Annotated in this window: 10 protein-coding genes; 6 read left to right on the top strand and 4 right to left on the bottom strand. The window is 43.6% G+C overall.

Features of this window, described 5'->3' with window-relative positions; genetic code table 11:
* Positions 1-210 (top strand): DUF4345 family protein (locus tag WG943_RS19810; protein WP_340411637.1); only part of this gene is annotated, 210 nt, incomplete at its 5' end.
* A gap of 246 nt (positions 211-456) precedes the next feature.
* Here the strand turns inward: WG943_RS19810 and WG943_RS19805 are convergent.
* The gene (locus tag WG943_RS19805) at positions 457-1,482 is read right to left on the bottom strand and encodes a pentapeptide repeat-containing protein (RefSeq protein ID WP_340411635.1); all 1,026 of its coding nucleotides are present in this window, start codon (positions 1,480-1,482) and stop codon (positions 457-459) included.
* A 288-nt stretch (positions 1,483-1,770) separates the two neighbouring features.
* Between WG943_RS19805 and WG943_RS19800 the strand changes: the two genes are divergently transcribed.
* Positions 1,771-2,142: a hypothetical protein gene (locus WG943_RS19800; protein WP_340411633.1), complete on the top strand. Its 372-nt coding sequence runs from the start codon at positions 1,771-1,773 to the stop codon at positions 2,140-2,142.
* Between the two features lie 59 nt (positions 2,143-2,201).
* Here WG943_RS19800 and WG943_RS19795 read toward each other — a convergent pair whose 3' ends face one another.
* A complete protein-coding gene (locus tag WG943_RS19795) occupies positions 2,202-2,378 on the bottom strand; it encodes a hypothetical protein (RefSeq protein WP_340411632.1) in 177 nt (58 codons plus the stop codon).
* 259 nt (positions 2,379-2,637) lie between these two features.
* Here WG943_RS19795 and WG943_RS19790 point away from each other — a divergent pair, with 259 nt between their 5' ends.
* The 3 genes from WG943_RS19790 to WG943_RS19780 all read left to right on the top strand — a co-directional run bounded on the left by WG943_RS19790 (position 2,638) and on the right by WG943_RS19780 (position 4,844).
* Positions 2,638-3,705: a PAS domain-containing sensor histidine kinase gene (locus WG943_RS19790; protein ID WP_340411631.1), complete on the top strand. Its 1,068-nt coding sequence runs from the start codon at positions 2,638-2,640 to the stop codon at positions 3,703-3,705.
* 312 nt (positions 3,706-4,017) lie between these two features.
* Positions 4,018-4,338: an ArsR/SmtB family transcription factor gene (locus WG943_RS19785; RefSeq protein WP_340411630.1), complete on the top strand. Its 321-nt coding sequence runs from the start codon at positions 4,018-4,020 to the stop codon at positions 4,336-4,338.
* A complete protein-coding gene (locus WG943_RS19780; protein WP_340411628.1) occupies positions 4,335-4,844 on the top strand; it encodes an SRPBCC family protein in 510 nt (169 codons plus the stop codon). The genes WG943_RS19785 and WG943_RS19780 overlap by 4 nt, the downstream gene beginning before the upstream one ends.
* 245 nt (positions 4,845-5,089) lie before the next feature.
* Here WG943_RS19780 and WG943_RS19775 read toward each other — a convergent pair whose 3' ends face one another.
* Positions 5,090-8,203: an HD domain-containing protein gene (locus WG943_RS19775; RefSeq protein WP_340411627.1), complete on the bottom strand. Its 3,114-nt coding sequence runs from the start codon at positions 8,201-8,203 to the stop codon at positions 5,090-5,092.
* 320 nt (positions 8,204-8,523) lie between these two features.
* Positions 8,524-9,774 (bottom strand): hypothetical protein, encoded by a 1,251-nt coding sequence (locus WG943_RS19770; protein WP_340411625.1) that lies wholly within the window; start codon positions 9,772-9,774, stop codon positions 8,524-8,526.
* A 191-nt stretch (positions 9,775-9,965) separates the two neighbouring features.
* Between WG943_RS19770 and hrpB the strand changes: the two genes are divergently transcribed.
* A complete protein-coding gene (gene hrpB / locus WG943_RS19765) occupies positions 9,966-12,422 on the top strand; it encodes an ATP-dependent helicase HrpB (RefSeq protein WP_340411624.1) in 2,457 nt (818 codons plus the stop codon).
* The last annotated feature ends 130 nt before the right edge of the window (positions 12,423-12,552 follow it).

The following is a 12,552-nucleotide window of genomic DNA, read 5'->3' as shown; positions in this document are numbered from 1 at the left end:
CTAATGTACCTGATGCTGCGCGATACGCAAAAAGGCCTGCTATTTTTGTGCCTGCTATGGGGCCTGTACGCCTTATCACGTACCATTACCATTTTCTCTGAAGGAGCTCTTGGAGATTTCGGAAACCAATGGCTTATGACTGAGTCGGTGTTCTTTCTGCTTGCCTTCATGCTGGCAATAGCCAACAGGAAACCAGCGGCTGCCATATAGGCACATTACACAATGGCTGTACGTTAGTTAGTCATATCAAAAACAGCAACCTTCTGTTTTTGCCTGCTCATGTTCAGCAATACCTAATCATCCCCTTTCGTGTTCCTGAACCTGGTTTGGGAAGGGTAGGGGGATGATTACAGCTGCTGGAAGTATAGCTTCATGGAAAAGAAAAGACAAAAGCTGTAAGCTCGCGCCAGCGAGGGAGCATACAGACAAAGTGCATTAAACTACACCCAAACACCACTACCGCAGCAGTACACCTGTTGTATCGGCATCCTTTAAAGCTGAGTCGCTCAGGAAACGGACGTTGCGCAGATCGGCACCGCGCAGGCTAGCATTTTTCAGGTTTACGCCCCGCAGGTTAGCGCCTCTCAGGTCGGCACTATCCAGCACAGCGTCTTCTAAATTGGCGTTTATAAGTATAGCATTTTGCAGGTCTGCCCCACGAAGCTCAGCGCCGCTTAAGTCGGCACCTACTAAAATGGAAAACGTTAGCTTAGCGTTTGTGAGATCTGCATCAAATAACTTCACACCCCGCATATCAGCCAGCGACAAGTTGGCATCTCTTAACTTAGCTCCGTTTAGATCTGTACTATCCAGCTTGGCAAACTGGAAGGTGGCACCGCTCAGGTCGGCGGCAGGGAAATAAGCGTGACTTAACCTGGCTTCGTTTAAGTTGGCTCTCCGCAGGCTGGCACCGTTCACAAAGGCACCCCAGAAGTTGGTGAAACTCAGATCGGCCCGGTCTAATTTTGTGTTTCGGAGCCAGGCACCTGCCAGGTCGGAGTTGGCTAGTTTGGCGGAGGTTAGATTGGCGCTGTCCAGCACGGCTTTGTTAAGTTCGGAATTAGTGAGGGTGGTGTGGCTCAGGTTCGCCTTGGCCAGCTTCGCATTCGAGAGGTCTGCTCCGTATAAGTTAGCGCCTTGCAGGTTTATACTTTCAAAGAAGCCATACTCCCCGTTCAGGCCCCGAAGATCAACGCCTTCCTGGTGCAGGAACAGCAAGGCCTCCATGCGGCCACCGCCTTTCTCGTAAAGTATAGCCCAGTTCTCCCGAATAGAGGCATGCCGGCGTGCGGGTGCTTCCATAAACCAGCCAATGATGGCAAGAAGTATGGCCAGCTTACCCACATACTTCAGCAGCGTGAAAACAGCCAGGTGGCTAAACCAGTACGAGAGCCAGTTCATTCCCCACTCCATCCACAGAAACGGAGCTTTTAACATAGAACCAGTAACTGGTCTGGATGGCTTCAGGATCTTTTTGCTCATAGGATAGAAGCAAGCTGCTTATAATATGTATACTTTCTGGCAGGGGTGCAGTTGCGGGAGGAGTACATAATCCTGGTGGATTGGTTGCGTACGGTTTCCGGGGGTAGGGTGGGTTTTGTATAAAAGGCAAGCTCAATTTTGTATGCTACTGCAAACGTGTAGCTCATACTTTTACGTGTGCTGGAAGTATAGTTATCAGCGATTTAGGATAAACCTAGAGATGTGAGTCAGCAAATTTGTATGTTGCGAGGCAGTAAACGTATAGCTAACAAAGCACATAGCAGAAGTATGAATCTGACAGTAGGTTGTAAAGTAGCGTGGACGGAGTCGGTGTACACGCCTTATGTAGAAGGAGAGGCATCAGACTTTATTGGGGAGCGGACGATAACGGGCAGGATAACGGCAGAAGGGTATGCGAAGAAAACGAATTACCATTTCTTCACCATTCATGTGTATGGGGCGGAAGGGGTAAACGCGCACGAGATAGAAACGAACAGCAAGATCGTGAGGCGGGGCGTAGTGCTTTACCCGAAGTGCAGGATCTTAGCTACCCCGGACAATTACGAGGAACTGGTAAAGGAAAAAGCGGAGCGGAAGGAAAACAGCAGCCCCGTATGCTATGCCAATTCAAAAGAACTGCGGGAAGGCTTCGAAGACTAGCTTTACAAAAACGGTTTTATCTATATAAAAAAGCCCCTTTTTAACAGGGGCTTTATAGTTTATTTAACCGGTACAGGTATTAACTCCCGCTCAAAGTATACCAGGTCCTTCTGCGAAAGCTGATCTTTTACAGTGCAGTAATAGATGCGTTTCAGGTATTGGCGGATGGTTAATATCAGATCTGGATTCACTTTTGCGAACACTTCGGATCCAATGGAGAATTTATTTTCTATCATACTGTAATGTACGCAATTAAAGGGGATAACAACGGGTTATACCAGCTTATATTATCAAATGTGCCATTAGGTGGGATCAGGTGCTCCGCTGGTGCAAATTTGTAGCTCCTATTGTTACTTTTGCTGGAGTTTTAGTTGTGTGCAATGTAAACACCAGTTTGTGCCAGCAAGGTAGGTAACGCATTAATTTTTTACCGATTTTTAAAGCTCCAACAGTCATAAATTTAATTAGCTTTGTTTTGCAACATACTCCACACTGATGAGCACTGCTGATTTTGATTATGTGCGTTTCTTTGAGTTATCGCCTGACCTTTTGTGCATTGCAGGATTTGATGGATATTTCAAAAAAATTAACCCTGCCGTTTCTAACCTACTGGGTTACACCATGGAGGAGCTGTACGCCAGCCCAATTAATAGCTTTGTACACCCCGACGACCAAAAGCTTACATCTGAGGTTAGGGAGCAGCTAAAAAAAGCGAAGCCGCTCAATCATTTTGAAAATAGGTATGTAACAAAGAGTGGAGGAATTGTATGGCTATCGTGGACTTCGCTGCCAGTGGATAGTGATCGCCTTATCTTCGCGATTGCCAAAGATGTTACGCACAAAGTAAGGCTGGAGGAAGAAAGAAACCTCTTACTTGCCAACCTAACCACGTTAAACCAGGAACTGAAGCAGTTAAACTACACCACTTCACACGACTTACGCTCACCGGTAAACAATTTGTTATCGTTGTTCAAGCTGATAGATATTTCAAAAATTACCGATCAGAAAACACTTCAGCTGATAAATTTTCTCAAGCAAACAGGGGAGAAGCTTAGGCAAACCCTCAATACTTATGTTGATCTGTTAACTGAAAAGCACAGTTCACAAGCCATCGTGGAGGAAGTAATTCTAAGTAGGAGTCTGAATACAGTACAGGATTCTATCAGCTCTTTAATCAAAACTTCGAAAGCCAGCATCCATGCCGACTTCTCTAGGGCAGGAATTGTGATGTTTAATAGTGCGTACCTGGAGAGCGTTTTTTTAAACCTGATCACGAACGCTATCAAATATGCACAACCGAATAGCACACCTTGTATCGCCATACATTCTGAGAAGGGGAATGGAGTAACGCAATTGACCATTTCTGACAATGGCCAGGGGTTTGATATGGAGAAAGTGCAGGATAAAGTTTTTGGTCTGCATCAACATTTCCATAACTACTCAGATAGTAAAGGCGTTGGGCTTTACCTGGTTCATCAGAAAGTGACAAGTATGGGAGGTAATATACACTTAGAAAGCAAAGTGAACGAAGGATCAACGTTTACGATCTCGTTTCCGGATTAACAGGCTGAGAGTTTCAGGTACTGTTCCTGTGAAAACCTCTGCTGGCGCGAGCTTGCAGCTTGTACTGTTACTCGTACTGAAGGTTTAGCTGCGTACAAAAGAAAAGGCACGAGCTACAAGCTCGCGCCAGCGGGGGGAGGCCAGCGGGAGAAGGATTGGTTATAGCAATTTATACTTCAAATGATTCATACCTCATAGAAAGCCAATAGCCACTATTTCAGCAACTTTCACAATATAATGTGAAATTAAATTACGCAACCTAACAGTTGCACGTATATTAGCAAACAAATGGTTGCATAATTTAATTGAGGTATGAGAAGAGACATTTTCCAGGCGATAGCAGACCCTACCCGAAGAGCCATTATTGGTTTAATTGCTTTGCAGGCAATGACCCCAAATGCTATAGCCGAACATTTTGACACCAGCAGGCAGGCTGTTTCAAAGCACTTGCAGATACTTGTAAAGTGCCAGCTTGTAAAACAGGAACAGCAGGGGCGCGAAATTTACTACCAGCTAGAAGTAGCTAAGATGAAAGAAATAGACAAATGGCTGGAACAGTTCCGGAAGATCTGGGAAGACCGTTTTAACCAACTCGATACTATATTTTCTAACATAAAACAAAATAAGCCATGAAACACGACCTTGCATTTGAGTTCTCCGTGAACAAGGAAAACAATACGATCACCGTTAAAAGAGAGTTTGCAGCAGAGCTCCCGCTTGTGTGGGATGCTTACACAAAAAGCGAGATACTGGACCAATGGTGGGCGCCTAAACCCTGGAAATCCCGCACCAAAACCATGGATTTCAGGGAAGGTGGCTACTGGCACTATGCCATGGTTGGCCCGGAAGGAGAAGAGCATTGGGCATTGGCTAATTACAAGACCATTGATCCTAAAAAGAGCTTTACCGAGCTGGATGGCTTTGCAGATGCCGAAGGCGTGGTAAACACAGAAATGCCGCAATCGAAGTGGGAGGTAAGCTTTACACCCAAAGAGGAGGTTACCTTAGTAGAGAACCTGATCACATTCGATGACCTAGCACAACTCGAAACCACCATCCAGATGGGCTTTAAAGAAGGCCTGACAGCGGCCATGGAAAATCTCGATCAACTATTGGCTGCTCAGAAACAGGAGGCCTAAAGTTAGTAAGCTGCAGAAAAGAGTGTATATTAATAGCATAAATAAAAGCGGGGATGGAGCAAAACCTTATAGCCCCGCTTTTATAGTTTATAGTACTCATTCATCGTCTGCTAGTGCGAGCTTATCGCTCTTGCTGCTACTTGTGATTGAGCTGTACTGCATGGAAAATAAAAGGAGCGAACTAATGGCTCGCTCCTTAATATATTAAATGATGCGATAAAAGGCAGATTTTTCTTCTTTTAATACTACCAATGAGTGAGCAACTTCCTTGACCAAGCAGATGAATCAAATATCTTCCATTTAGTTTCCATTATTGAGTTTATCAAAGCTGGCTTGTTTACAAATTTCCAAAATATTTCATCTGAAACAATCTCTCTTCCAAATCTTTCGGAGTCACTTTGAACTAATTGTTCTATCCACTTTTCAAAATCAGAGGAAGGGTTATAGAAGTCCATTGAAGGATTATAATAGATTAAGTGCTTCAATATGCTCAAGAGCCTTTGAACTACCTCATGTCTCTCTTCAGTATCTTCAGGGTTTTCATCAAAAAAGGAAACTAGGAAGTTATTAATAGGTGATCCTTTTAAGAATATTAAACTGTTCAAACATTTAATAATAACTTCATCTTTTATACCTTCAATTACACAGTCATGGACTTGAATATATATATCTGTAATGGTATTGAAGTTATGGTTATATCTAGCATCTGTATCATGTAGTGAATAAACTGCCCAATTGTTTTTATTTTGAACTACTGACCAACAAATATCGACTCTGCGCTCGAACGGGAATACTTTAATAGTTGTTATTTGCCTATTTCTTAAAGCGTATTTATGTAATATGTCAGAAGGATTAAATCCACAAAATAAAGTATTAATATGTGACATATTGTAATTATCTGAAGAATAAAGGGTTTTCATCAATTCAGTTAAAGATGAAGAACTTTGAATTTCTCTTATTAAAGATTCTGCGGATCTGAATAGATTACAATCAGTTGTCCATATATTTTCAATACCATTTATTTCGTTAACTGATGCAACTCGTCGATTTAAATTTTCTTCAATTAATAGAAGTGGTGCATTCTCTAAAGAAGAGAAAAATAATGATTCATCTAACGCCTCTGATGTATCGTCTGAAATAGCTTTATTGTTTATCAATGGGGCTAATAGAATAGATGATTCATTGATAGCCCAAGTTAGAGAGAAGCCTCCTCTTTCTTGAATACCATTTACTTCATTAACAATATGATCAATGTATAGATTATAAATGTTTTTTAATAGGTTTTCCTTACCTGAGTTTGCTTCAATATTAGATCTCGCAACGTTAGTTTTAGGAGCATGCTTACCTGTTACATTGGCAACTGAAATTAGGCTGCTCCGTTTATATCCTGGTGGATTAAATTCAACTCTCACACCTTCAACGCAAGTACCAATTTGGCTATACGAATTGTGCTTATGATGATATCTAGGAGCATTTAAAAAAGTCCATTCATTAAATGACTTTGAATATTTTAATGCATATGCTAATTGAACACCATCAAAATTTTGCTCCTCAACTTTTATATTTTTATTGTCTACTTCATAACCATAATCTCCTAATAATTTCTCAATCGCTGCTTTAGGGCTACTATATCCTATTCTTTTTCTATTAGAGTTATTTACAGTTAATGAAACTTCACATGATGGAAATAGAATCCACTTATTAATTTGATTCTCAATATCATCCATGTTTACATCATGTCTGACTTCAATCTGTATTCTTGTTCCATGATCCCTGATAAAATTTTCTACCTCGGATTTATCTATATGTTGTAACAGATATTTACCATCTACTTTCCTAATACTTAATTTCTTAATAGTGTCTTCATCTTGATGACTAGTAAGAATGTCCACATTATCCGCGATCAAAAAGCAAGTTAGGATTCCAATACCAAAACGACTAATTGGTGAAAAATCGGGGTAATTCTTTTTGAATGAATCTGACTGATATCTAGAAGAACCAACTTTTAGCAAGTGATTTTCTATTATTTCTTGACTCATCCCTGTGCCATTATCAGTAAAGCTTAGAATTCTTTCTTGAGGAATCCAGTCTATTTTAACTTCACCTATAGGTGCGTTAATATTTTTGATTTTGTCAATATGGTTTTGAAGTCTTACAGCATCTATGGCATTCTGTATAAGCTCTCTCAAAACGACTGTCGAGTCATTGTAAAGGGTGTGTCCAACAAGTAACTGTAATATCCGTGATTGATCAAGCTTGAACTCAAACAATTTTTTCTCAAACCCTTCGGTTTCAATACTTGAGTCATCTATATCCTTCCAAGGAAAATTAAACTTGGATCCGTGTTTAATCTGAGCTTCTTGAGCCCATTTATGATTTTGTAATAATTCTTTACGAGCAAAGTTTAAATATGCAATTAGTCCAAAGAAGCCTATCGCACCGTTTTCTTCTTTAAAATATGCTGTTACCTCTACCGTATCACTCTGAATTGATCGGTCAATTTTACCATCTTTATCTTGTTTTGGTTTTGGAGAAACTGCAGTAACAGCCATTTGTTTATACCATTCTTCTTGGCTTTTAGGGTCCGAAGGATTGATTAACCTAAACTCTGTAGAAGGTGTGCGATCTGAAGTAATATGTAGTAGGTCGGCTGTTCTTAAAATCAATGCACAATAGTGTAAATTTACAGCTTCTTGTTCATCGCTTCCATATCTATATACCACTTTATACTTATTGAAATCATCAAGGTCATTCAAGTGGTGACTTTCGCATATCATAGCTAAATCTTTTTTTAGCTTGTCATCTAGCGGTTTCAATAACTCTATGATTTCTTTTACTATAGGTTCACATACACCTAAGTTGTCAGTACTTTTCGCAGTTATCCAATTTTTAATTCTTTCTGCGTGTTTGCTTCTCACAAACTCTTGGTATAGGAATCTTTCAGCCTTATTCTTTTCTAAGGCATTAACCTTGTTCGTGAAATCAGAATTAGAAGTGTTATTTAGAATGTCGTTTTTGAATTTTGGGAAATCTGAATTTATACGATTATTAAATTCATCTTCAGTTACTAGCATACCTAAATCATGGAAATAAATCGCCAATACAATCATTAACCAATCTCCACTAGTCATAGAGTTGGCCGTTTCTTCAGGAATTAACCAATCTAGTAGCTTTAAGACTTTATTAATATGTGAAATGTCATGTTTAGTATATTCTCCAAAAACACCATTCTTGCCTATTAAACCTAATATTTGTGCGACCTTTGATTTAATATGAGCTAAGTTTACACTTTTGAACGCTTCTAAATTCTCAGCCTGTTTTGCTTTTTGTTCTGCCTTAGTTATAAGTTCGATACTCATGCTTTGTATTATTTATTGAGATAGATTTTTGTAAAGCTATTATATTTGTTCTATCGTTTGAAATTATTAATAAAAGAATTCGAATATAGTATTTGTTGTTTACTTTAAATAGTAACTTAATTCGTTGATAAATTACCCCCTTGCCCTTCAACCCATTCACCATAGACTTACCCGTTCGGGAAATCATACCTGCTGTTAGGAAGCACCTTTCTGCTCAGAACACGCTGTTTGATTGAAGGCTTCTTTAAAAGCAACTGCCGCCGTCAGCCCATCTGATAAAGGGGCTAACAGCGGCAGTTAGATATTGTCTCTCCGGATCTTTAGAAGTGCTTCACAATTACTCTGTCCTGCTTTACCTCACTATAAAAAGAGCGAGAAGGATCTGCACTAAAGTTCAAAATATCCTGGTAATTGGAATCTTTATCTTTCCGGGAGCTAACGCTGAAAAGCTTAAAAAGAGACATGTTCTTACCCTCCAGCTTCTTGCTTTTCAGACCTTCCAGAAAAGCTTTCGGTTTAAAGCTGGTTTCATCCGGTGAGTTGAAAATGCTCCATCTCATATAGTAATTGGGATCATCCGCTGCCCAATTCACGTTATAGATGCTCGGTTTATCATTAGTAAAAGCTATCATGAAATCTTCAAATCCAGATTTCGAAACTGAGAAATCAGAAGTAGGGGAGAGCTCCACTTCAGAAGGGATCTCCTTAACATTGTAAGTATAGGTATGTTCATAACCGGCGGCATCATTGTAAAACATTCGAAGATTAAATGCCTCGAAGCCTGTTGGCGGAAACTGCAGGTCATACTCCTCACTTTCCTTAATGATTGGAGAATAAAGCTCTATTCGGCTCTTAGGATCGCCTTCCTTGGTAAAACCATAAACAAAGGTCCTGAAATTTGTGATGTCGGCAGGCCTGTTGTACTTACGCTTTACTGTATTGCCAGCTTCTGTAAAGTTAACGGTTGTCTGCTTTGATGTTACTTCGGTTAACATGTACTTTCCTTGAGCCGGCACCACAATATAAGCCAGATCTGATGGGAGTAATTTGTCATAGCCAGTAAGGGTAAGGGTGTTATCAAATAATGAGCCACTAAATCCGCCGCTATAATTAGTAATTGCTTTGGTTCTGAAGTAGAAGTCTGTGTTAGGGAAGTTAATATAAGTTATATCTGCCATTTCTTCTTCAACTGGCTCAGTCGAAATCATGTAATATTGGAGGTTCCATTTATCGGGGTTAACCTTGATGTAAGTTTTAATCCAATAAGTGTCTATAACCGGATCAAAAATAACCGTTGTTAGATTGTATTTTGTATCACCGGATTTAAGACGCAGACTGTGATTTGTATTAAAGGCTATCAGCGTATCTAACAGAACTTTTCCATCTGTGTTAGATAAAATAAGCTCAAAATCATTTGCTTCTTCCGACTGAGTATCGTACCTGAAGCTAAAATTAAAGGTTTTTTCTGGTTCAGGTATTGGTGCTGGTGTTGTCTCCTGCTCTGAATCACAACCTAGTAAAATGCTGATAAGGAGAAAGCTTGCAAGTAGTTTAATACGCATTGATGACACGATGTGTAAGTTATACTTATATATAACATATAAGCTATTCTATTTGGACCTGTAATACGGAGTTTGTTTTTAATAAGTTAGTATTGTATTAAACAGGCTTAAGTTACCTTGAATATTGAAGAAAAAAGCTTTGGAACTTCCGTAAATTGCAGTCATAAAAATTAATTCTTGTATATCATTAATATTACCCCTTGCCTTTCAATCCATTTACCATAGACCTACCCGTTCGGGGAATCATACCTGCCGTTAGGGAACACCTGGCGGCGCAGAACACGCTGATCGTAAACGCCCCTCCCGGAGCCGGTAAAAGTACTTTGCTGCCTCTGGCATTGCTGGACGAAGCCTGGCTTAAAGATCAGAAGATCGTCATGCTGGAGCCCCGGCGCCTGGCGGCCAAAACCATTGCCGAGCGCCTGGCGCAGCTGCTGGGCGAGGAGGTAGGCCAGACTGTCGGTTACCGCATCCGTTTCGAGACGCGCATCTCCGCTGCTACCCGCATCGAGGTCGTAACCGAAGGCATCCTCACCCGCATGATCCACAGCGACCGCTCGCTGACAGGTATTGGCATCGTGATCTTCGACGAGTTTCATGAGCGCAGCATCCATGCCGATGTAGCCATGGCCCTGAGCCGGGAGGCGCAACACACGCTTCGCCCGGACCTGCGCATCATGGTGATGTCGGCCACCCTGGACATGCCCCAGCTCACGAGCATGCTCAAGGCCCCGGTAGCGCAAAGCATGGGGCGGCAATACCCCATCGAGACCTTTTACACCGGCGACGCCGACGACCGCATGCTGCCCGAAATGGTTGCCAGAGTAGTACAGCAGGCAGCGCAGGAGCAGGAAGGCGATATCCTCGTGTTCCTGCCCGGCGAAAACGACATCCGGAAAGTAGAAGAGTTACTTCGCAGGCAGCTGCGAGATTTTAAGATTCACCCGCTGTTCGGCATGCTGCCCTTCGGCAAGCAGTACGCCGCCATCATGCCCGACCGCCAGGGAAGGCGCAAAGTGGTGCTGGCGACAAGTATAGCCGAGACCAGCTTAACGATAGAAGGCATTTCGGTGGTGGTGGACACAGGCTTCGGCAAAACTTCCCGCTTCGATCCGAAGTCCGGTTTGTCGCGCCTCGAAACGGTGCGCATCTCAAAAGACGCTGCCGACCAGCGTGCCGGTCGTGCCGGACGTTTAGGCCCCGGCACCGCATACCGCATGTGGAGCAAAACTACGCAGGAGCGTATGGCCCCGCACCGCACCCCCGAGATCATGGAAGCAGACCTGGCGAACCTGGTGCTGGACATGGCGCAATGGGGCATTACCGATATCCGTGGCCTTACCTGGCTGAACCAGCCGCCGCGCGCTGCATTGCAATCGGCCACCGAAATGCTGCACCAACTGCAGGCGCTGGAGAACGGTCGCATTACCGAGCACGGCAAACGTATGCACACGCTGCCTTGCCACCCACGTATTGCGCACATGCTGCTCAAAGCCGAAGAAACAGACCAGGTGGCACTGGCATCTGATATTGCCGCCGTACTGGAAGAGCGCGACCCGCTGGACCGCAACGCCGGCATCGACATTAATTTAAGAGTAGAAGCGCTGCGCAGGTATAGAAAAGAGCAGGGGCAGGGCAAGCGTTTCGGTAAGATAGAGAAGATAGCCCGCTCGTACCGCCAGCTGTTTGAAGTGGAGCCCGAGAACAGCACCTTCGACGAGTATGAAACCGGTGTGCTGCTGGCGCATTGCTATCCGGAGCGCATCGCCTACGCCCGCCCCGGCAACAACGCACAGTTCCAGTTGGCCAGCGGGCAGTATGCTTCTGCCGGTCACCGCGACGACCTGGCGCACGAATCCTGGCTAGCCATCGCACACCTGCACGCCGGCACCGGTGATAACCCGGGCCGCATTTTCCTGGCCTCACCGCTCAACCCCCGTGACCTGGCCCCGCTGTTAAAGCAGCAGGAAGTATACCACTGGGACGTGAACGACGGCGAACTGACTGCCTCGCTGGATACCCGCATCGGAAGCATCGTGCTGCAAAGCAAACCGCTGCCACCCCCCGACGAAAAGTATAGAGTACCGGCCATGTCCGAAGCCATTAAAGCAGAAGGCGAGCACCTTCTGGACTTCAACCACGATGTAACGCAATGGCAAAACCGCGTGCTGAGCCTCCGCAAATGGCGACCCTCCGAGTTCTGGCCCGACGTAAGCACTTCTACTTTGCTCATGACTAACATGGATTGGCTGAAGCCATACTTGTTCGACATAGAGCACCCCGACGAGCTGATGGAGCTGGAATTGCTGCCTATTCTGGAAAAGAAATACCTGAACGAAGAACAGCGCGCAAGGCTGGAGGTGTTGGCACCGCAAAGTATAGATTTGCCGGATGGATCAAGTATAGAGTTAGCCTATAAACCTGATGGCTCACAACCTAAGTTGGAGATACGCCTGCAGGATGTGCTGAGTTGGGAAGCAAGTCCGAAAGTAGACGAAGGGGAGATGACGGTGGAGCTGGCTTTGCTGACCCCGGAGCTCAAGCCGATAACCACCGTGTCGGATCTCGCGAGTTTCTGGAAGGGGAATTACCGAGTGATTAAAAGGCAGCTGGAGGTAGTTTTTCCGGAGGTGAAGTGGGAGAGAGAGGCGATTTAGAAAGTTAGAGGGTTTTGGAGTTAGAGAGTTGTTTCAGACCTCGCAGGACCTCAGGACGCTGCGAGGTCTTTTTATCTGACTCAGGATTCTGTCGTTACCACAGTTGGAGCTTAAGTTCTATCGTTGCCAT

Source organism: Pontibacter sp. H249 (assembly GCF_037892465.1).
Lineage (GTDB): Bacteria > Bacteroidota > Bacteroidia > Cytophagales > Hymenobacteraceae > Pontibacter.
This window is presented reverse-complemented; position numbering and strand designations above follow the sequence as displayed.